We start from the raw sequence: 22,211 nt of genomic DNA, 5'->3' as shown, positions 1-22,211 counted from the left end.
CTATTTCTGCACTCACGAGTACAATTTTTTGAATATGTTTTAGATATTCACATTAGAATGCAAAGTGTTCTGCATCCAATGCCATAAGAGGATCTAGGCCACCTGCAATCACTTCTACATGAGAGCGAACGCGTGGTAAGATTTTCTTGAAGTAGAAGCGAGCAGTCGTTACTTTTGCATTGTAGAAATCAACATCTGTTGTTCCTGCAGCTAAAGTTTCTTGTGCAACTAGTGCCATGCGAGCCCATAAATAAGCAAGCGTTACATAACCAGAGAAGTAGAGGTAATCGACTGCAGCAGCACCTACTTCTTCAGGGTTTTGCATTGCTTTCATACCAATCTGCATGGTTAAGTCGCCCCATTCTTTGTTTAGCGCAGCAAGCGGCTCAACAAATTCTTTCATGGCAGCGTTGTCTTTGTTAGCTTCAACAAATTTATGGATGATCTTGGTGAAGTCTTTCAACATTGCACCTTGAGTACCCAATACTTTACGGCCTAACAAGTCAATTGCTTGAATTTCAGTCGTACCTTCGTACAAGCAAGAGATACGTGTATCACGTACGATTTGCTCCATACCGTGTTCTGAAATGAAGCCGTGGCCACCAAATACTTGAACACCGTGTTTTGCAGATTCAGAACCTGTTTCAGTCAAGAATGCTTTAGCAATTGGAGTTAATAATGACAAGATATTGTCAGAGAACTTACGTTCTTCTTCAGTTGCACCTTGTTCCACGATATCGGCATGGAAAGACAATAAGTAAACCAGAGCACGACCAGCTTCAGCAAATGATTTTTGCGTAAGCAGCATGTTGCGCACTGCAGGGTGCACGATAATTGGATCTGCTTCTTTTTCAGGTGCTTTAGGACCTGAAAGTGAACGCATTGCCAAACGGTCTTTTGCGTAAGCAAGTGCACCTTGGAAAGCGCCTTCAGAAGCTGAAAGACCTTGTACAGCAGTACCGATACGTGCAGTGTTCATGAATGTGAACATGCAGTTTAGACCGCGGTTTTCAGGGCCAATCAAGAAGCCTTTTGCGTTATCAAAGTTGATGACACAAGTCGCGTTACCATGGATACCCATTTTGTGTTCAATCGAACCACAACGTACAGCATTGCGCTCACCAATTGAGCCATCAGCATTTACATTGAATTTAGGTACGATGAATAATGAAATACCTTTCGTGCCTTTTGGTGCACCTGGAAGACGAGCAAGGACGATATGGATGATGTTTTCAGCCATGTCGTGTTCACCAGCAGAGATAAAGATTTTCTCGCCAGAAATTGCATAGCTACCGTCTGCTTGTGGTTCAGCTTTAGAACGGATAATACCTAAGTCAGAACCTGCATGAGATTCTGTTAAGCACATCGTACCGGTCCATTCACCTGAAACAAGTTTAGGAAGGTAAGTGTCTTTTTGCTCTTGAGAACCGTGATGTTCTAATGTACGGACAGCACCATGAGATAGACCAGGGTACATACCCCATGCCCAGTTCGAAGTACCCACCATTTCTGAAATGATGTTGCCTAAAGAAACCGGTAAGCCTTGACCGCCGTATTGTTCTTCAGCAGATAAAGATGGGAAACCGAGTTCGATATATTTTTGATACGCTTCTTTAAAACCAGTTGGTGTTGTTACAACGCCATCATTCCAAGTACAACCTTCACGGTCGCCGACTTGGTTAAGAGGAGAAAGTTCATTTTCACAGAAGTCAGCAGCAGCTTCTAGATATTGGTCAACCAACTCACGGCTTACGGTGTCTGAAAATGCAGGCAGTTGTGCATAGTGATCTTCTGCTTTTAAAAGTTCATGCAGAACAAATTGCATATCACGTAAGGGCGCTTTGTATTGTGGCATATCGTTTTCCTCAATACTGGTTTCTACCAGCGTTAGTAATCCTAAATAAACATTTGAACGTGTCTTCAATGACACGTATTGGAATGGTTCTAATCGTGCAACATCTTCTTATTGGGTACAAGCATTTCAGGGCGATTTGTTGGTGACTGTAAAGTCAAAGAAATATCCCTTGAAAATGCTAAGTGCATTGAGTGTAAACACTTTTGGCTGAAAATGAATGACACAAATAGTCAAAAAGCGTAAAAAGATATGTCCAATAAAAAAGGCACTCCTGGGAGTGCCTTTTTTTACGCAATGATATTGCGATCTAAGTTTGGATTATTTCACTGGCGCTGGCGTTGGGGCAACAGGGGCTTTAGGTTGGAAGCGAACTTCACATTTACCATTGATTTGCTGTTCGCCAACTTTAATCGCAACCGCGCTGCCATCGGTTTTGCCTTGGCATGCTTTCATAATCGCTTGTTGTTTGGCTTGGCGTTCCGCTAAACGCTGATCAAACTGTTTAGTCAGCTCTGCACGTTTTGCATCAGTCAGTGGCTCACCGCGTTGCATCTGACCACGTATGTCGCCACGCATTGGACGATGTTCACCGCGCATTGGTTTGTGTTCACCACGTGCTTTTTTCATGTCTTGACGGTCTGCTTTGAACACCATGGTACATGTACCATCAATATTTTTATCGCCAGCTTTTACTTGAACTGTTGAACCTGTAGCCTTACCATCGCAGGCTTTTTGCATATCAGCAAACACTTGACGTTGCTCTGCACGCATTTGTTTAAAATGTTCACGTTGCTCAGGTGACATACGACGATCGTGATCACCATGATGTTGTTTCATCATACGGCCATGATCGTTATCTTTTGGTGCGGTTGTCGATTGACAGGCAGTTAATGCACCCATGCTCAATACGCTTGCACCGATTAAAGCAATTTTGGTCATTTGTTTCATAGTCTTTACCCCACCAGATTAGATCTTTTTCCGATGGTTAAAGATTAAATAATAAAGATGTAGAAACAATGGAGAGTTTTTTAGTTGCGTGTTCGCTACAATAATGAATATAGAAGAAAAATGAGAGTTCTCGTTTGAAAATACGTCGTATCCCGATTGCCCTACGCTTGTTTCTGACTGTGCTGTTGACGACGCTCGTCATCACAACGGTAAGTCTTGGCGTTTTGCATTGGAATATGCAGCGTAATTTCACCAAATATGTGGCCGATGTCGAGATGCAAAAGCTTGACCATGTCATTGAAAATTTAGCCGATGTGTATACGGTCTATCATGATTGGGGCAATGCGATTCAGGCACAGATTCTGCAAATTGAAGGGCAGGCAGCGCCAGATGACTATGATCGTCTCTCTCGGTGGTGGCTACGTCGTCAATATGACATTGCATTGCAGCAGCGCTATTTCCAAGATCATAGTTTAAATGCAGCATCGATGCTGGCAACACCACAGCATACGGCAGAGCAAAAAATTGAAGAGCTGAAATGGCTGGAACAAAACTTACCATCTGAGTTCCAACCCTTTGAAGGTTTAAAATTTCCTTTAAGTACGAACCAAAATGTATTCCGTCCAAAAGAGTCGAACACAGATGAAAAAGATGCAGATCAATCCTCACAAAGTAACAGTAATAATGGTGGTAAGAAACAATTTATCCAAATGCCTGACCGCTTGGGCTTGAGTTCGCGTTTATCTTTATATGATGCACATCGCCAATTTGTTGTGGGTGAGCCGACAGATGAACAAATCTCTTATCGTCCGATTATGGTGAATAATCAAATCGTGGGATATTTGGGGCTCAAACCTGTCCTCGATCAAGATGATGCGATCAGTATTAACTTCTTTAGTAAGCAAAAACGTTATTTATTATTGGTTTATGCGCTTACGTTTATTGCAAGTTTGATTGCAGCATTGTTATTGGCAACATACTTTAAAAAACCGATTCAGCGTTTGTTAATGGGAACACGTGAATTAACCAAGGGTAATTATCAACATCAAGTTGCAGTGAACCGTAATGATGAGCTTGGTGATTTATCGAATGAATTGAATCAGTTGGCCGTAATTCTCGATCAGCATGAAACGTCACGTCGTCAATGGGTGGCTGATACTTCACATGAATTGAAAACGCCATTGGCCGTGTTACAGGCTCAAATTGAGGCGATGCAGGACGGTATTCGTAAGCCAACGCCAGAGCATTTTACTTCGATGCTGAATCAAGTGAGTAGTTTGAAAAAATTGACCAAAGATTTGGCAGATTTGGCACAAGCCGATGCACAACAACTGAATTGTTATTTGACCACGCTCAATCCTTGGGATGTAGTGATCCAAGAGGTTGAAAGCTTTAAGCCGAAGTTTGAGCAAGCAGATTTGAAAATTACCGCAATGGGCGAAGGGACTTCATTACAATTAGATATAGACCGTTTTAAACAGATTATGGTCAACTTATTGGGTAACAGTATTCGTTATACGGAAGCTGGTGGTGAAGTGCATGTCCATACTGAGCAAGATGAAACCCAGTGGACCGTGTATGTTGATGACAGCCCATTTGGTTTAACTGATGAACAGTTGGCACGTATAGGTGAGCGTTTCTATCGTGTGGATGATTCACGTACGCGTGCAACTGGTGGTACAGGATTAGGATTGGCGTTATCCGTAAAAATAGCTAGAGCATTGGGCGGAGAATTGAGTTTTGATCATTCTCCATTGGGCGGTTTGCGTTGCAAATTGACATTTCCCAAACAGATGAAATATTAAAAGGAAGCATGCATGAAACATATCATGTTGGTTGAAGATGAAGTGGAACTTGCACAGCTAGTGCGTGATTATCTAGAGGCTGCAGGCTTTGAAGTCAGCATGTTTCATGATGGGCAAGAAGCCTATGACAGCTTCACACAACGTAAACCGAGTCTGATGATTTTAGACCTGATGGTGCCCCGTATGGATGGCTTAACCATTTGCCGTAAAGTCCGTGAGCAGTCTGATCTGCCGATTATTATGGTGACTGCACGCACTGAAGAAATTGACCGTGTATTGGGGCTTAATATGGGTGCTGACGATTATGTCTGCAAACCGTTTAGTCCGAAAGAATTGGTGGCACGTGTGCAAGCAGTATTACGTCGTTTAGAACGAAAAGCAGAGCCAGAGGTGAATGATTTATTCCGTATGGACAAAGCACAGCAACGCATTTGGTATCAACAAAAAGCGTTGAGCTTAACGCCAACAGAGTTTCGTTTACTAGAGTTGTTTTTAGAGCATGTAGGGCAGGTGTATTCACGTGCGCAATTGCTTGATCATATTAATCCGGACAGTTTTGAAGTGGCTGACCGTGTGATTGATAGTCATATTAAAAATTTACGTCGTAAGATTTCAGATGCAGCGGAAACCGGCAACCGTCATGAGTGGATTCAAGCCGTGTATGGCGTTGGCTACCGTTTTGAATATCCAGAAGATTAAAATAGATTGTAAATACTATAAGGACAGGCTTCGGCCTGTTTTTTTTGCTACGTGTATAGCTAGTTGCATTAATTTTAAATACAAGAAGAACCGAAAGCCATAAAGGCATAAAATGTGAAATTTGCGCATTTAATGAAAATTGGTTATTATTTTGCTGGAATATTCACCAGTATGTTTGAGCTGGCAGAGTTCAATGTAGAGATAACAATTTTTAAAAATGGAACAGCCAGAGGGCAGAACAGATGAAAAATAGCGCTTTTGTAAAAATAATAATGGTCACGGGTGTCTTGGGTTTAACGGCATGCGGTGGTAGTGATCGTGACGAGACAGGGAGTGTACCGCCAGAGCCAGTTGCCGATGCTATGGTACAAAAGAGTGTAGAAGAGCTGACTTTATTAGATGTGAATAATCTTGCTTTAAATGCTGCGTCGATTCAGATTTTAAGTGATGAAGAATGGCAAAAAGTACAAGCAGGCAGTCTGAAAACAGCAACAAATACAATCACAGCAGATGATTCTGAACAGTTCTTTCCACCGATCAACAGTTTACCGACAGCGACTCATTTTAAAGGTCAAAGTTACCTTGCGAATGCTCAAGGCATCGTTAAACTGCCTAAATTGGCTGCAGGCACATATTATGTTTTGGTCACTAAAAATGGACAGTCTGCAGTTTCGGCATTCTTGATCCATCCTAAAAATACCAATAAGAGCATTGTGTTGAATGTGGTTCTCAACTGCTTAGACCAAGACTGTCAGACACTAAGTGATGCACCAGTCAATGATGCAGTGGTCGGAACATTGTCTGGTCAAGTGATTTTTAAAGGGAAACCTTTGGCGAATGCGCAAGTGTCATTGTCTGGCGGTACAGCGACCAATGGCGCATTTGTTAGTGCTTTGACTGATGCCAATGGATATTTCACGCTTTCATTTAATGTGAGCAATGATCTGCTTGAAGCATTGAAAAATGCCACGCTCACCATTAACGGTGCAGGAATTAACACTATTACGAAAAAAGTTACGGTCATTGCTTCTTCTGCATCGGGCTATCAATTTGAAGTGCTGCCTGAAACAGCATCTGTAGATGCGGTATGGCGTGAAACTTTTGAAGCGGATTCTGCTACTCGCAATGCATGGACAAGGTCGCAGCCAAGTGTGGCCAATGTTGATTGGCAGTTGCTAAACAAAGGTCACAACATCCGTAATAATCAAGTGAATCAGCGTGTACGCTTAGCGCCGAATGACCAAAGTCAAGGCAAGGTGCCTGAGCCACTGCAAGGTAATACGGCATATTGGTATGGCGACAAAGTTAATGGCAACTTTATTGGCGCTTTAAGTGATTCATCTTTGGCTCCAGAGTTTGATGGCGGAACATCTAATACCCATAATATGGGTGAGTTAATCTCACCTGCCATTAATCTAAGCCAGTATCAAGCGCCTTTGAGTTTAAGCTTTAAAACATGGTGGGAAATTGAGTCGGTCAATCCAAATAATCAAGGGTTCGATTTGATGAATATTTTAGTTTCTACCGACGGTGGCAACAGCTTTAAGACCTTGGCTCGATTAAACCCGCTGGCAGATCCGTCCTCTGCATATGAGCGCGCGCCGATTCCATACAGTAATTTAGGCTTTAACCTCGCGCCGGCTGCTGTTCAGCAAGAAGCAATTTCATTGGATGAATATGCAGGCAAGGCCAATGTTCAGCTGAAATTCCAATTTAGAACGGTCGATGGACTTTATAATGGTTTCCGTGGCTGGATGATTGATGATGTGGTGATTCAGAAAAAAGCCGGAACTTTCCCATTATTTGATGGTGTGAGTTTTGATGAAAATTCGGATAGTTTCTCTCAGGACTATAGTGGCTTCGCTGCAAAACAAGCGGGCACTGTGCTGAAAAGCACGAAGAGTTATGCACGCTGGGCTGATGTTCCACAGCGTAAATAACGATTTACATGACACCGCAGCATAAATAAATAGGTTTAGACGTACTGCATTCACTATCAATCATCCATCAAGTGAAGTGAATGCTAAAAAGCAGCTCTCTATTGAGGGCTGTTTATATTTAAAGGGACAATATATTCAGCCACTTAAGTATGCTGGCAGCTAAATTTTCTGGCTGTTCTAATAGAACCATATGGCCTATATTGTCCATCCTATCAAGTTGACTATGTGCTATAGATTGATGCAGCTCACGCACTGTATTCCATAATGATTCATACAGAAATGATCTGCGAATATTTGGCTGCAAAGAGCTGCACAGGCTACAATCCACTTTTTTATAAGATGAGAACGTGTTGTGAGCAGCGAAATGCCTCAACTGCAGCGCCGATTAAAGAACCGTCATATTCAGCTGATTGCAATGGGTGGCGCAATCGGGACAGGGCTATTTTTAGGCTCTGCGCATATTATTGAGTCGGCTGGACCATCGATAATTCTGGGCTATTTGATTGGTGGTTTGATTGCTTTTCTGATTATGCGCCAGTTGGGCGAGATGATTGTACAAGAGCCAGTCACAGGTTCATTCAGTCATTTTGCTTTTAAGTATTGGGGCAAGTTTGCGGGCTTTTTAACGGGCTGGAACTACTGGATTCTGTATATTTTAGTGGTGATGACTGAGCTGACCGCGATAGGCAAATATGTCAATTACTGGTGGCCGCATGTGCCTGCTTGGGTTTCAGTTTTGGTGTTTTTTGCTGTGATTACGCTAGCCAATTTAGCCAATGTCAAACTGTATGCAGAATCTGAATTTTGGCTGTCGATGATTAAGGTTGTGGCGATTGTTGCCATGATTATTTTTGGTGTGTATCTGCTACTTACAGCAGGCGCAGATTCTACCGCTTCGATTAGTAATTTATGGGTACATGGCGGCTTCTTCCCGCACGGTTTTGAAGGCTTATTCTACATGCTGGCCTTTATGATGTTTGCTTTTGGCGGCATTGAATTAATCAGCATGGCGGCGGCTGAAACTGAAAATCCTGATCAAAATATCCCGAAAGCGGTGAATCAGACCGTAATCCGCGTGTTCTTATTTTATATCTGTTCTTTGGCTGTATTGCTGTCGCTGGTGCCGTGGAACCAGTTGAAACTTGGCGGTCTGGATCATAGTCCTTTTGTGATGATTTTTAATCAGATGGGGATTGATTGGGCGGCGCATTTGCTGAATTTTATTATTTTGACGGCATCCGTTTCGGTCTGTAATAGCGGCATGTATGCCAATAGCCGCATGCTGCTCGGTTTGGCAGAACAGGGCAATGCGCCAAAAGCATTTAAACAGGTGAATAAATACGGTACGCCGATTGCTGCAGTTTTATTTTCTGCTTTGCTGATTTTTGGCTGTGTGCTGCTGAATTACTTCTTGCCTGAAAAAGCATTGAGTTATTTGATTTATATCGTGGTGAGCGCTGCGGTGCTGAATTGGATGCTGATCAGCTTGATTCACCTGAAGTTTAGAAAAGCGATGCAGCAGCAGGGCATACAAACTAAGTTTCCTGCTTTATTTGCACCGTTCACCAACTACTTTGTTTTGGTGTTCATGCTGATGATTTTATACATCATGTGGAATCAGGGCTTTATGCTGTCGGTGCTGATGCAGCCCGTATGGATTTTACTGCTGTATGTGCTGTTTAGAGTGATGCAAGCGAAGAAGGTTTAATACTATGAGGGCTTAGGGACGAGCCTTTGTTCATTGCCACTAAAGAATGATTTTGAAAATTCTGACAAAATACGCAAATTGAGTGAGTATTCATATAAAGACTGCTCTAGTGTATTAAATTCTAGGACAGCTTTTTATAAGAATATGATTTGTATTGGATAAAATAAATTATTTCGTATAACGTGTATTATGTTAATTTTATGAAATTTAAATAACGGATTTTAAATAAATATCCAGAATTGAATATATGAAATAAAGTACTGCACCTAAAAAAAGAAACATTTTCTGCCATTTACTTGTTGATGTTAATTTATTTGCTGCATTTTCAAAATTCTTAACTAATAATTTAGCTTCATCCATAGTACTAGACTTTTTAGATAATAGACTTAAGTATTCAGAATTAAATTTTAAAAAATTTGCCTTATGCCCTAATTGAGCAGATCCGAAAATGAAACTTAATGCTAAAAAAAGCAATGATCCTATAATTAACCAAATTAAATCACTCCAAATGACCTGCTTTAGCTGAGTCAAAATAAAACCAATTGAAGCTGTTGCTGCTGTAAGAAACATAAAAGTAGTTTTTTCAACTAAAGCTGTATGTTGTTTGTGTAGCTCAACTTGTTTAGAATTATCATCCATAATAAATTATTAAAATTCTTAATGTTAAGAAAAATATTAACATAAAAAATCAGGATTAAACGAGACTAATAAATAATAAAGTTTCTAACTCGTTATTTTATAAACAGTGGGGCACCAAACAACTATCTAATTAACATAATAGTGATTATTTGAAATTCTCAATATTAACTTAATTGTAAGGGAAGTGTTATCTAAACACTCCTCAGCAACTCAATCCTTTGCCGCTGTCCTTTATTTAACTTCGATACAACTAATTCATAAGAATTCAGCACCAAATCCTGCAGCAGTTCTTCTTCCAATTCTTCATCTGTAAAAACAGAAATCCAATGCTTCTTATTCATATGCCAGCCCGCACGAATAAAGGGATAAATATCTCTAAACATTGCGCCATTGTCTGGCAGCACTTTTAAATTGATCGCTGCTTTGCCTTCTAAATGAAAACTCAGCATAAAAACCTTATCCATCACTTTAAACACATCACAGCCTTCACCAAAAGGCTGGCTGCACGTGGTTTCTGGCAGGACTAAGGCTGTCTTCGCAGCTACAGCATGTAATGCAATCATAGGGGATACCCAAAAATAAGCCTGAGCGTTAAAGCCTAAGGATGAATATTAATCGCTGTATCATTATTCACCAGTTGCCAAATTTCATCCATATCAATATTGCGCACTGCAATACAGCCCCAAGTCCAATCTTTTTGTGGGAAATACGTCATCAGTTGTGGTGCAGCTTTCATTTGTAAACTGGTCGCCGAACCATGAATCATAATGTCACCACCTGCAGAAACCCCTAGATTTTTAGCCTTCTGTTTATCGGCCGCATTGGGGTAAGAGATATGCAAAGATTTATAAAATGCGCTTTGCGGATTGCGCCAATCAATCATATAGCTGCCTTCAGGCGTTTTGCCATCACCTTCTTGAACTTTATGTCCAAGCGGTTGAAAACCCAGACGCATCGGGTAACGCCGAATGACCTGATCCTGATGTTTTAACTCTAAATAACGCTCAGCTTTATGTACCTGAATATTGTCGATCGGCGTTTCTGTGCGAATTTTTTGAATTTGTGCATCGCTTAATTCAGGTGGAAAGGCCAGTGCATTGGCAGGTGTAGGTAGATATTTTTCAAATTTTTGATAGGCAAAGCAGGCAGCGACAATACAGATGAGGATGGCGAAACTAAAAATGGAGATACGTTTTCTTGTCATTGTAATTTAGTGGATAAACTGCTTTCGCAGTCCATCGATTTCTGAATTGTGGATAATGTTTAAATTATCCACAATTTTGATTCGAGTGAAATGTGGATTTGTGGATAATTTTTTAAGACGAGCAGCTGACCATCACTTCAGGCACATCACTTGGTAAAGGTCCTAAATCTTCAGTTTTTTCTAGGTCAGGTTGTTTAGTAAATGGTTGGCTCAATAATGTAAACAAACGCTCAACTTCAGAAAAATCATTACGCTCTGCCAGTTCAATGGCTTTTTGCGCCATGTGATTTCGCAAAATATAATGCGGATTGGCCTTTGCCATTTCAGCATCTAAAGCATCGGTGTCCTGATGCGCACGGATGCTTTCATATTGGGCCAAGAAACCTTCAAATGCGCGACGGTCTAAACTGTCATCTTTAATGGCTTCATATTCATGATTTTGCAGACGAATAAAGCTTTGCGTGTAGTCCAGCTGTTCACTTTGCAGAATACGCAAAAAGGCCATGGCGCAGTCAAAGCTGTCTTTATGGAAACTTGGCAAACCCATTTTCTGAGCTAAGCCCAATTTATAATGTTCCAAGAAGGTCAGTTCAAAATGCTCTAAGCACTTAGCTAAATCTTCTTTCCACTGTTCTTTGTCATAGTCCGTAGGGCAGAGCGGAATGAGATTATTCAGCCATTGCCATAAATTCCAATGCCCAATGCTCGGCTGCTGCTGATAGGTATAGCGGCCTTGGTAATCCGAATGGTTGTTGATCCAGTTTGGGCGGAAGCGCTCCATAAATCCATAAGGTCCAAAATCGAGTGTTGAACCAGTAATATTCAGATTGTCGGTATTCATCACGCCATGTGCGAAACCAATGAGCTGCCATTTGGCAATCATCACTGCGGTACGCTGAATGACTTGAGTGGCAAAAGCTAAAATCGGTTGTTCGGCATTCAAGCATTCAGGATAGTGCCATTCGATGCATTTTTGCGTGAATTCAGGTAGTAAATCACCCTGATATTGATTGATCCATTCAAAATGTCCCAATCGGATATGACAGTCAGATGTACGTAGCATCATCGCGCCAAGCTCGAGTTTTTCACGCTGTACGCCTTGTTCAGAGCTGGTAAAACCCACGGCATTGCTTGATGCAACACCTAAGCTGTTCAGCGCATGTCCTGCAAGATATTCCCGAATTACTGAACGTAGCACCGCACGGCCATCGCCCATGCGTGAGTAAGGGGTCGAGCCAGCACCTTTGAGATGGAGGTCAATGGTTTGCCCATGTTTATCGATGATTTGCCCAATCAATAAGCCGCGTCCATCGCCCAATTGGCCTGCCCATTGTCCAAACTGGTGACCTGCATAGACCATCGCTAGCGGCTCAAATTCCTCAAAGGTTTTTTGCCCGCTGCAAATCTCTATCCATTGAGCTTTATCTTCATCCGACCATTGTAACTGTTCAGCCAAAGCAGCATTGAAATGTCCTGCTTTTGAGCCTTTTAAGGGTACAGGCTGCTGATGATGGTACAAGCGAGGTGGCAGGGTGTTATATCGGGCATTGAACAGCATAATGATCTTTAAAAATTCAAATTATGTTGAAACTATAGCAAAGACCAGATAGAAAAACTGTAGCTTAAAATGATAAAGCCTCCACAAGGGAGGCTATATCATTTGAGAAGCTTAAAACAATTAAGCGGTTCTCTTTTTCAAATTACGCATTAATTGATTCAGTGTTTCACGGTGCTGAGATAGGCGTTGTTCAACTTGCTGGAATTCAAGTTTGAGTTTGTCATCCATTTGATGAATTTTTTCAGCAACGGCGGTTTTCTTCGCTTGAATTTCCTGTTCTTTTAATTTTGCCCAGTCATTTAAGGTTTGCGAAAACGCATCATATTCTTGAGAAATACGTTGTTTTGCTGTGGCGATGTCATCGGTCATGTTGAGACCATAAATCGCAAGGTCTTGTTCAGCATACTTGAACTTCATAGCCAACTCAGCTTTTTTAATATTAAAGCTAGGAATACGGCGTAAATTTTTAGCAAGACCTAATTTAGAGCAGCTCCAAATTAACCATTTTGTTGGATCGTATTGCCACCATTTCACACCATTACGGTAGTCGTATTGGAAAATGTGGTGATAGTTATGATAACCCTCACCCCAAGTAGCAATAGCTAGAACAAAGTTGTCGCGTGCTGTATTTTCATCAGTATACGGACGTTTTCCCCACATATGGCAAAGTGAGTTAATAAAGAAAGTTACATGATGGCTTAAGATTAAACGCATTAAACCGCCCAATAATAGAACGCCCCACATATCACCTACAGCCCAACCAATTGGCAACAAAATAGCTGCGTGAACGGCAATCACTAGAGGGATGTAATATTTGTCTTGGAACATCACGACTTTATCTTTTAATAAGTCAGGTGCATTTTTATAGTTTGGTGCTGCTGCAGGATAATCACGAAGCATCCAACCAATGTGTGCATACCAAAAACCACGGTTGATTGAGTATGGATCTTGATCCACATCATCAACATGACGGTGATGTGTACGGTGGCCTGAAGCCCAAAATAAAATACTATTTTGAACTGCAAAAGTACCCATGAGCATTAAAATGATTTTTAAAGGCAAGGTTGCTTCATAAGCACGGTGTGCCCATAAGCGGTGATAACCTGCGGTAATACCTAAACTACTGACACCCAGTAAAACAAACATACTGATCCAAGCAGCGGCACTAAAATCATGATTAATGGCATATAACGGAATTGCAATAACTGCGACAATAGGTAAAAACACCAATGCAAAAATGGCAATCCAGTTCATTGGGGCTTTGGGTAAGGGAGCATTCATCTCCAACAGCACTCCTGAAACCTTGGGAGGTATAGATAGGACGAATCCCATTAAATTTTTAAGGGATTTTAAACGTACAGAATAGTAGCACGGGAAAACCCGTTTTCACCACTGTTATTGTACAGTTGTATTGTTCTAAACAGTAACATAATACGACTGAAGTTATTTGACTTTTTGTGGAGTAAAAAGATGCCAAAAAATCAGCAAATTTGTCAAAATAATCTGAAATTACTTATCAAATACTGCATCTGGGGCAGCTTTCTGATCAGTTGTCTTGGACTGATGGCTTGTCAAAATTCTCCTACACAGACAGTGACTACAAAGTCACAAGGGAAGTCATATGGCAGCAGCGTTGAGCAGCCATTAAAAGTTATTCGCGTGAACGATGGGATACAAGATATTCCATGGACGATTGTGAAAATCGCTGGACAAAAAGCAAAGTTCTTTCATCATCAACCTTATCTTCAGTTCAATTCGCAATTTCGACAAATTCAGGGAAATACGGGATGTAACACTATCAGTGGTACTTATGTGATCGATACCTTAAAACACAGCATTGATCTGAATGCCCGAGCAGGTTATTTCAGCTGTGATTCGGCTTTGGCTCAAGAGGCTGAACTTTCAGATGCCTTGCAAGCCGCAACACAATTCCAAATAAAAGGGAAACAGATGACGATGCAAAACAGTCGGGGACAAACTGTATTGGTTTTAGAAAGAAAATAGACCGATTAAAATAGCGACGTGTTGATCGAGAAGTGAATTACACAAATCTAGGTGGATAAAGCAGCATTAAAAATGCTGCATCATTAATTTAGGATAGTCGGTAATTAAACCGTTGATGCCCCAATCTTTAAGCTGTTTAGCACGATCAACGTCGTTGACGGTCCATACACTCACATTTAATTTTGCCTGCTGTGTGGCCTGAATAATGTCTGAATTGGCAAGTTGGTTCATCCAACCGATTTGGATACAACCCAATTCGAGTGCTTGTTCAATCGCTTTAAATTTTACGTCCGTTTCAACCAAAAGCCCGCGTTTGAAGCCGGATTTTTTTTGTTGCAAAGCAAGATGAATTTTAGGGTCAAAACTGGTGATCACCGCGGAATGTTCGAAACCTTGGAGCTGTTGTTCCAAGGTTTCAGTCAGCGTTTCAGCTTCAGTCTGTGTCTTCACTGCTTTCACTTCGACTTCAATATGATCGAAGTTATGAATAATTTTGAGCGTTTGTTCGAGCAGTGGCGTCGGCTCAACTTTATTCCATTCTGACCAAGTCACAGCATGGTTATAGGGTTCTAACTCTTGTGAACTACATTCATATAGATGTTTATCTTGACCTGTCGTTCGCATAAATTGGTCATCATGCATGATCACTAGGGCACGATCTTTAAGTTGCCGAACGTCAAATTCGACAGCACGAATCCCTAAATCTTGAATATATTGAAAACCACCAAGGGTGTTTTCAGGTGCTTCGCCACGAGCGCCACGGTGTCCGATTATGCGCATAAAGGGCCTGCAAAATTGAAAGATAAAAACATAGTGTCCTGTAAGCATGACAGGGAGATGACACTATTATTTTGAGCCGATCATTTTGAATTACAAGAATGATCGGACGAAATGTTTCAATTTATTTCAATGTAAAATAGACTTTTAATTGGTCAAAGGATTTGAGCAATTTTTGAATCCAAAACTTATTGATCAATCGTGTCGTTAATATTTTTCTGCCACAGCACCTCAGAACCACCTTCAGCGCGTTGTAATGTACGCGATGCGACAAATAACCAGTCTGAAAGTCGGTTCAAAAGCTGCAATGACGGTGCTTGAATGTTCTGGTCACGGTTATGTACAGCCATTAAACGACGTTCTGCACGGCGGCAAACTGCACGAGCTTGATGGGCAAAGCTGCACACCAATGTTCCTGATGGCAGGATAAAGTCTTTGAGCATTGGCAGCGCTTCATTCATACGGTCAATGTCATTTTCCAAAAACTCAATTGACACAGGTTGTACCAAGTTGAAGTTTGGAATGCAGACTTCACCGCCAAGGTCGAATAACCAATGCTGAATCAGGCTGAGGGATTTATCCCAAGTCGCTTTGTCTTCAATACTGCTAAGTGCGATGTGCGAACGCAGAATACCAATGCTTGAATTGAGTTCATCGACATCTCCTAAGGCTTCAATACGTAAATCATCTTTGGCTACGCGTGATCCGTCGCCAAGACCTGTCGTACCTGAATCGCCTGTGCGGGTATAAATTTTACTTAAGCGGTGGCCCATTTTAATTGTCCATTTTTTGATTAAAAGTTGAATAAAGTGATGTGTATTAATATTTAACAGTGACACCGATAGAGGCTAAACGCCCGCCATTCATATAATACAAACCTGAACCATACGATGAGGTTTTGTATTCGACATCACCAATATTTTGTAAATTGGTAAAGACTTTGAGGTTGGGATTGATATTCCAAAATGCACTCATATCAATAGTGGCATATCCGGGATTGCGTGCCTGATAATCCACGGTATCTGACTTGGCATTCAAGGTTGCATTCATGCCATAAATGTCATTGCTCCAACCTGTAGTCAAGCTTAAATTCTGACGTGGGCGACGCTGTAAATCTTGTTTTTTCTCATCATCTTGCGCTTTCACATAATGATAGCTGAGTTTGCTTGACCATCCCCCATTTTGCCATTGCAGATAGGTTTCCACACCTTGATAAACCGCTGTATTTAGATTTTCTAAAGTGTAATTAGGGCCATTCACAATCAGATGGTCGATTTTGGTATGGTACACGGATAGACCGGTACTTAGCCCATGATTCAGCTTTTGGTCGACGCCAATTTCATAAGAAATGCTTTCTTCAGGCTTTAAGTTTGGATTGCCTGACCAACTGTTATAGCGTTCGTCTAAGGTTGGTGATTTAAATGCTGTACCAATATTGGCATACACGCTGGTTAAAGGCAGTGCTTGCAGACGAATTGCAGCTTGACCAATGGTATGGCTGCCATACTTTGCATCGTCTTCTAGGCGAATTCCGAGTTGTGTATTAAGACCATCTTGATGATATTGATGCTGTAAGTAATAACCCGTGCTGCGGTTATCATCTTGATAGGCCGTGCCATATGACACGATGTCACCGCTGATTTTACGGTGTGTGATCCCACTTAAAAGCGTTTGCTTTGGCGTCAGATCAAATTTGGAATAGATTTCCGCCTCTTGGGTTTTATTGTGGGTAAAATCAGCTGTTGTGACCTGATCTAGCTCATCTTTGAATTGAGAAAGTCGAGCATGTAATTCTAAAGCAGGTAATAGACGCACTTCACCACGTAGGCTGATCATTTCATTGTTAAAGTCTTGCGCGACATTGCTGTAGGTTAGGCAGTTATAGTCTTTATCTTCATTGCTACAACTGACATAAAAGCTGCGACCATCGTTATGACTGTAGTCCAATGAATATGCATGATTTTCTTGTTTTGATCCGACTTTTGCACTCCAGCCTTTTTGGTCATAGCTTGCTGTACTCAGTTCATCTAGGTCAAAAACTTTGGTGGCATCTGATTCTAAGCGTTGCCCTCGAATCTGTGCGTAATAGCCATTTTTTGTGGCATCTGCACCAATAATGCTTTTATAGGTTTTGTGTTCACCCACTTCGGTACTGGCAAAGGCGGTATTTTCTGAGGGCGTCTTGGAAATAATTTGTACCACACCGCCAATCGCATCTGAGCCATACAATACAGAAGCAGGGCCTTTTAAAACTTCGATTTGCTGAATATCGGTGGTGTCTAAAAATTGTAATGGCGCCATGCCTGATGTAGCCGAGTTCAAACGCACGCCATCGCGCAGTACTAAGGTATGGTCGGATTCTGTGCCTCGCACAAAAATCGAAGCCACTTGTCCTAAGCCGCCGTTTTGTACCATATTGATAGACGCATCGTTACGCAGCAAATCACTCATTTGGGAAATAGGGGATTGTGCAACGGTTGCAGGTTCAATAATGGCGATACGTGCAGGTACATTTTCTAATTTTTCTGCAGAACGTGTTGCTGTGACGACAATGGTATCCATTCTAGGTTGTGCAATGGAATCTGCTGCAATAGACAGTTGGGAGTTAAAAATACAAAGCGCAGATATGCCAGCTGCAAGCGCAGTCGGCTGAAAAGGAAAAGGCATACAAAGCTCCATACATTTACCCCACGTAAATGATTGAGTGATAGAACACAGTGAGCAGGTATCGGACTGGCAAGGCATGGCTTGCGCACCGTTGCGGGGGCAGTGTTGTGGAAACTTCCCATGCCAACTGTTGTGAATGGCTTAAGTATAGAGAACTCCGATTTATCGAACAATCAAATCTATCGGGCATTTTAGTGTTGCTGCATATTCAGCTTGACTTGCTGTGGGGCAGAAACTAATCTGCCCCATGCTTCAGGTGCTTCCTTAATTGAGAAGTGAAACTGGGAAGTCAGTCCAGCAGTATAGAGCTGTTGTTATCTGACACTGCCCCCGCAACGGTGAATAGGCTTTATTTCGATAAATCCTTAAGTCCGGAGACCGGCCTGATGCAGACCTATACATAATGCGGCGGGCGTTATAGCGGGATTGCATCATTACGCCAATATTGGCCTTGCATTGCTGCCCCTGAATCCGCCTGCGTTATCCATTTTATTATTCGCACGGGCGGTGCGATCGGGGAATACAGCATGCATTCTTTTTCTAAGACTCTTATCGGGTCGCTTTTTGTTTTATCTCCACTTTCTGCTGCGATGGCAGCAGACCAAGTTCATCAGCTTCCAGTCATTACCAACACGGTTGCCAATATTGTAGAGCAAGACTCACAAAAAACTTTGGCGGCAGTGACCGTGATTAACCGTGAAGAAATTGAGCGCAAGCAATTTACGTCTTTGCAAGAATTGCTACGTACCGTACCAGGTGTGACCTATACCAACTCTGGCGGCCTAGGCCAGCCAACCAGTATTTCCATTCGTGGTACTGGCTCTACGGCGGTATTGGTGTTGGTGGATGGCCAAAAGCTTGGCTCGGCAACTTCTGGCCAAACTTCATTTGAGCATTTGCCAGTTGATCAAATTGAACGTGTAGAAGTGGTCAAAGGTCCGCGCTCAAGTTTATATGGTTCTGAAGCTGTAGGCGGTGTGATTCAAATCTTCACCCGTAAAGGGACGCAAAATGGCGTAAAACCATTTGCTTCGCTCAAATATGGTTCACATGAAACTTACGATGCAAATGTCGGTGTGAATATTCGTCAGGATAATTCTTGGGCGACGCTGAGTTTGGCAGGCTTGAAAACACAAAGTTTAGATGTAACAACTTTGCCGACTGAAACAGATAAAGATGGTTATGAAAACTATTCTGCGTCAATTAAAGCGGGTCATCAGTTTAATGATCAATTTGCAGCTGATTTTAATGTTCTCTATGTAAATGGCGAAACAAATTACGATAGTCCATATAACCTAAATCCTTATAACAAGGTTGAGCAAAATGTGTATGGCGTTGGCTTTAGCTATTCTCCTGTAGATCTTTGGAAAATGCAGCTTAAATTTGGCCGTTCAGAAGATAAATACGAAACCTTTAGTGCAGATAAATCGACGGGTGTATTTGATACCACAAAAGATAGCATTAGCTGGTTAAACACATTATCTTTCAATGCAAATAACACACTATTGGTGGGTGTGGATTACTTAAATGATCAAGTCGACAGCACCACCAATTACGATGAAAAAGAACGTGATAATGTCGGTTACTATGCGCAATATCTTGGCGATTTTGGTCGAGTGAACCTGCAAGCTGCTATTCGCTTAGATGATAACGAACAGTTTGGTGATCACACCACAGGCAATGCCGCTGTTGGTTATTCATTTAACGACAATTACAGCACTTATGTTTCTTACGGTACCGCTTTCCGCTCACCAACATTTAATGACTTATATTATCCGGGCTGGTCAAATCCAAACTTAGTCCCTGAAGAGTCTGAAAATATTGAAATTGGATTCAAAGGGTCACAATGGCTAAACTGGTCTATTTCTGCCTTCCATAATGAAATTGATAATATGATTTCAGGCGGAACCAATATTGCAAAAGCAAAAATTAAGGGTGTAGAAGCTGAGTTCGGGCAGTCACTAGACAACTTCACGTGGAACTTAAACTATACTTATCAAGAGCCTGAATATAATTCTGGAGCGACCAAAGGCAATCAAATTGCGGGTCGTGCAGGTCAATTATTGAATGTATCTGCAGATTATACGATGGATAAATGGACGCTAGGTGGCTCTGTACACGCAGAAGACCAGCGTTATAAGGATGCAGCTAATACAACAAGCTTTGGCAGTTTTGCGACAGCAGATGTACGTTTAACCTATCAAGCGACTCCTGAATTTTCTGTACAAACCAAACTTGCCAATATGTTTGATAAAGAATATTACACCGTGTATGACTCATGGAGTGATTACTACTACCGTCAAGACGGCCGTACTGCTTGGCTAACCTTACGTTATACAATGAAATAATCGATTCAATGATTCAAAAAGCTCTGATCATTCAGGGCTTTTGATTTTTGCACAGTAATCATGCTGAAAATCCACGCAATGCATGAAAATTGCATTACAATGATTCGCCTTCATATTCATAGATAGGCTATGAATAGGGCGGAGTCAGAGCCAAAACAACATGCGAACCCGTGCCAAAATCTGCGGAATTACACGTATTCAAGATATTCAATCTGTCGTCCAAGCTGGCGTAGATGCGATCGGATTTGTATTCTTTGCGCCAAGTCCGCGCAGTGTAACGGCAGTGCAGGCTGCTGAACTGATTCAGCATGTGCCGCCGTATGTGCAGACCGTCGGTTTATTCGTGGATGCATCGGCTGCAGACATACAGAATATTTTAAAAATTTCACCTGTAGATATCCTGCAGTTTCATGGCGATGAAAGCCCTGAACAGTGCCAAACAATTGCGCAGACCGTTGGACGCCGCTGGTATAAAGCCATTCAGGTCAAGCCTGATTTGGACGTGATTAGCGAGATTCAAGCCTTTCAAGAAGCAGGGGCAAGCGCCGTACTATTGGATGCATGGCATCCAGAGCTAAAAGGCGGTACAGGGCATAGCTTTGACTGGGCGAAGTTCCCAAAACTCGATATTCCTTTAATTTTGGCAGGCGGTTTAAAGCCAGACAATATTGAAGATGCGATTCGAACCACAGGTGCTTACGCCGTAGATGTGAGTGGTGGTGTAGAATCGGCAAAAGGTATTAAAGACCAACAACTCATAGAACGCTTTATGCAAGGAGTCCATCGTGGATCAGCAAAATAAGATTGACTATACCCAATTCCCTGACGCACAAGGGCATTTCGGTATTCATGGCGGGCGTTTTGTGTCAGAAACTCTAATGGCAGCACTTAAGGACTTAGAAAAGCTCTATTTCCGCATGAAAGATGATGCCCAGTTTTTGGCAGAATTCGACCGTGACTTGGCGTATTACGTCGGTCGTCCTAGTCCTTTGTATTATGCTGAACGATGGTCGAAAGAGTTGGGTGGTGCGCAAATTTATTTAAAACGTGAAGACCTGAACCATACAGGTTCACATAAAGTGAATAACACCATTGGTCAGGCTTTGCTGGCTAAGCTTTCAGGTAAAAAACGTATTATTGCGGAAACTGGCGCAGGTCAGCACGGTGTAGCAACGGCAACAATTGCAGCGCGTTTAGGCCTTGAATGCGTAGTGTTCATGGGTGCAGAAGACGTAAAACGTCAAGCGATGAACGTGTACCGTATGCGTTTGCTTGGCGCGACAGTTGTACCTGTAGAAAGCGGTTCAAAAACATTGAAAGATGCCATGAACGAAGCGATGCGTGACTGGGTAACCAATGTTGATTCAACTTATTATGTGATTGGTACCGTTGCAGGTCCGCATCCGTATCCGCAATTGGTTCGTGATTTCCAATCGATTATTGGTCGTGAAGCGCGTAAACAAATTCAGGAACAAGCTGGCCGTTTACCAGATGCGCTTGTTGCATGTGTAGGCGGCGGTTCAAATGCAATGGGCTTATTCTATCCATTCTTAAATGATGAAGATGTGAAAATGTACGGTGTTGAAGCTGCAGGCTACGGCATTGAAACGGGCAAGCATTCTGCACCATTAAACGCAGGTCATGTCGGTGTACTTCACGGTAACCGTACGTACTTGATGTCGGATGATCAAGGTCAAATCATTGAAACACATTCAATCTCTGCAGGCCTGGACTACCCAGGTGTAGGCCCTGAGCACAGTTTCCTCAAAGATATGCACCGTGTGAACTATGTGCCAATCAATGACACTGAAGCGCTACAAGGCTTCCGTGATTTAACCCAAATTGAAGGTATTATCCCTGCATTGGAAAGCTCACATGCGATGGCTTATGTGACGAAACTTGCGCCGACCATGGACAAAGACCAAATCATTATTGCGACTGTATCAGGCCGTGGTGATAAAGACTTAATGACCGTTGCCCGCATTGATGGCGTGGAAATGGTTGAGATGTAAAATCTCCCCCAACCCCTCTTTAATAAAGAGGGGAAAAGCCCTGCTTT

18 protein-coding genes and 1 riboswitch are annotated in these 22,211 nt (G+C 42.0%); of the genes, 8 read left to right on the top strand and 10 right to left on the bottom strand.

Annotation, left to right across the window (positions count from 1 at the left end):
• Positions 1-52: 52 nt before the first annotated feature.
• Both FTV50_RS11985 and FTV50_RS11980 read right to left on the bottom strand, forming a co-directional pair.
• Complete coding sequence (locus FTV50_RS11985; protein WP_078194152.1) at positions 53-1,855, bottom strand: acyl-CoA dehydrogenase C-terminal domain-containing protein; 1,803 nt, start codon at positions 1,853-1,855, stop codon at positions 53-55.
• Positions 1,856-2,173: 318 nt separating this feature from the next.
• Positions 2,174-2,803: a hypothetical protein gene (locus FTV50_RS11980; protein ID WP_180024539.1), complete on the bottom strand. Its 630-nt coding sequence runs from the start codon at positions 2,801-2,803 to the stop codon at positions 2,174-2,176.
• Positions 2,804-2,937: 134 nt separating this feature from the next.
• Here FTV50_RS11980 and baeS point away from each other — a divergent pair, with 134 nt between their 5' ends.
• The 4 genes from baeS to FTV50_RS11960 all read left to right on the top strand — a co-directional run bounded on the left by baeS (position 2,938) and on the right by FTV50_RS11960 (position 8,955).
• Positions 2,938-4,608, top strand: a complete 1,671-nt coding sequence (baeS, locus tag FTV50_RS11975; RefSeq protein WP_078194150.1) for a sensor histidine kinase efflux regulator BaeS — start codon at positions 2,938-2,940, stop codon at positions 4,606-4,608.
• Positions 4,609-4,620: 12 nt separating this feature from the next.
• Entirely contained in the window at positions 4,621-5,307 is a 687-nt protein-coding gene (locus tag FTV50_RS11970) for a response regulator (RefSeq protein WP_078191240.1), read from the top strand.
• A gap of 242 nt (positions 5,308-5,549) precedes the next feature.
• Entirely contained in the window at positions 5,550-7,247 is a 1,698-nt protein-coding gene (locus FTV50_RS11965; RefSeq protein ID WP_180024538.1) for a carboxypeptidase regulatory-like domain-containing protein, read from the top strand.
• A 352-nt stretch (positions 7,248-7,599) separates the two neighbouring features.
• Positions 7,600-8,955 carry an amino acid permease gene (locus FTV50_RS11960; RefSeq protein WP_180024537.1) on the top strand — a complete coding sequence of 452 codons (1,356 nt, stop codon included), beginning with the start codon at positions 7,600-7,602 and terminating at the stop codon, positions 8,953-8,955.
• A gap of 207 nt (positions 8,956-9,162) precedes the next feature.
• Here the strand turns inward: FTV50_RS11960 and FTV50_RS11955 are convergent, their stop codons facing one another.
• The 5 genes from FTV50_RS11955 to FTV50_RS11935 all read right to left on the bottom strand — a co-directional run bounded on the left by FTV50_RS11955 (position 9,163) and on the right by FTV50_RS11935 (position 13,637).
• Positions 9,163-9,594 (bottom strand): hypothetical protein, encoded by a 432-nt coding sequence (locus FTV50_RS11955; RefSeq protein ID WP_180010991.1) that lies wholly within the window; start codon positions 9,592-9,594, stop codon positions 9,163-9,165.
• Between the two features lie 191 nt (positions 9,595-9,785).
• The gene (locus tag FTV50_RS11950) at positions 9,786-10,157 is read right to left on the bottom strand and encodes an MmcQ/YjbR family DNA-binding protein (protein ID WP_218950741.1); all 372 of its coding nucleotides are present in this window, start codon (positions 10,155-10,157) and stop codon (positions 9,786-9,788) included.
• A gap of 35 nt (positions 10,158-10,192) precedes the next feature.
• The gene (locus tag FTV50_RS11945) at positions 10,193-10,798 is read right to left on the bottom strand and encodes a murein L,D-transpeptidase family protein (protein WP_180024536.1); all 606 of its coding nucleotides are present in this window, start codon (positions 10,796-10,798) and stop codon (positions 10,193-10,195) included.
• Positions 10,799-10,910: 112 nt separating this feature from the next.
• Positions 10,911-12,356 (bottom strand): YdiU family protein, encoded by a 1,446-nt coding sequence (locus FTV50_RS11940; RefSeq protein WP_180024535.1) that lies wholly within the window; start codon positions 12,354-12,356, stop codon positions 10,911-10,913.
• Positions 12,357-12,476: 120 nt separating this feature from the next.
• On the bottom strand, positions 12,477-13,637 hold the full coding sequence (locus tag FTV50_RS11935; protein ID WP_180024534.1) for an acyl-CoA desaturase: 1,161 nt from the start codon (positions 13,635-13,637) through the stop codon (positions 12,477-12,479).
• A 189-nt stretch (positions 13,638-13,826) separates the two neighbouring features.
• Between FTV50_RS11935 and FTV50_RS11930 the strand changes: the two genes are divergently transcribed.
• The gene (locus tag FTV50_RS11930) at positions 13,827-14,360 is read left to right on the top strand and encodes an META domain-containing protein (protein ID WP_180024533.1); all 534 of its coding nucleotides are present in this window, start codon (positions 13,827-13,829) and stop codon (positions 14,358-14,360) included.
• Positions 14,361-14,426: 66 nt separating this feature from the next.
• Here FTV50_RS11930 and FTV50_RS11925 read toward each other — a convergent pair whose 3' ends face one another.
• The 3 genes from FTV50_RS11925 to FTV50_RS11915 form a co-directional block, all read right to left on the bottom strand.
• Positions 14,427-15,140: a glycerophosphodiester phosphodiesterase gene (locus FTV50_RS11925; RefSeq protein WP_180024532.1), complete on the bottom strand. Its 714-nt coding sequence runs from the start codon at positions 15,138-15,140 to the stop codon at positions 14,427-14,429.
• A 185-nt stretch (positions 15,141-15,325) separates the two neighbouring features.
• Positions 15,326-15,910, bottom strand: coding sequence for a cob(I)yrinic acid a,c-diamide adenosyltransferase (locus FTV50_RS11920; protein ID WP_067767700.1), 585 nt, complete (start codon positions 15,908-15,910; stop codon positions 15,326-15,328).
• A 46-nt stretch (positions 15,911-15,956) separates the two neighbouring features.
• Complete coding sequence (locus FTV50_RS11915) at positions 15,957-17,804, bottom strand: TonB-dependent siderophore receptor (protein ID WP_257223916.1); 1,848 nt, start codon at positions 17,802-17,804, stop codon at positions 15,957-15,959.
• Positions 17,805-18,041: 237 nt separating this feature from the next.
• Positions 18,042-18,206: riboswitch (cobalamin riboswitch) on the top strand.
• Positions 18,207-18,331: 125 nt separating this feature from the next.
• Here FTV50_RS11915 and FTV50_RS11910 point away from each other — a divergent pair.
• The 3 genes from FTV50_RS11910 to trpB all read left to right on the top strand — a co-directional run bounded on the left by FTV50_RS11910 (position 18,332) and on the right by trpB (position 22,164).
• On the top strand, positions 18,332-20,152 hold the full coding sequence (locus tag FTV50_RS11910; protein ID WP_180024530.1) for a TonB-dependent receptor domain-containing protein: 1,821 nt from the start codon (positions 18,332-18,334) through the stop codon (positions 20,150-20,152).
• A 160-nt stretch (positions 20,153-20,312) separates the two neighbouring features.
• A complete protein-coding gene (locus FTV50_RS11905; RefSeq protein WP_180024529.1) occupies positions 20,313-20,954 on the top strand; it encodes a phosphoribosylanthranilate isomerase in 642 nt (213 codons plus the stop codon).
• Positions 20,938-22,164: a tryptophan synthase subunit beta gene (gene trpB / locus FTV50_RS11900; protein ID WP_180024528.1), complete on the top strand. Its 1,227-nt coding sequence runs from the start codon at positions 20,938-20,940 to the stop codon at positions 22,162-22,164. The genes FTV50_RS11905 and trpB overlap by 17 nt, the downstream gene beginning before the upstream one ends.
• Positions 22,165-22,211 lie beyond the last annotated feature (47 nt).

Origin of the sequence: Acinetobacter sp. YH1901134, from assembly GCF_013416965.1 — a bacterium.
Taxonomy (GTDB): domain Bacteria; phylum Pseudomonadota; class Gammaproteobacteria; order Pseudomonadales; family Moraxellaceae; genus Acinetobacter; species Acinetobacter amyesii.
Note: the sequence above shows the minus strand (reverse complement) of the source record. Positions and strands in the feature narration are given on the sequence as shown.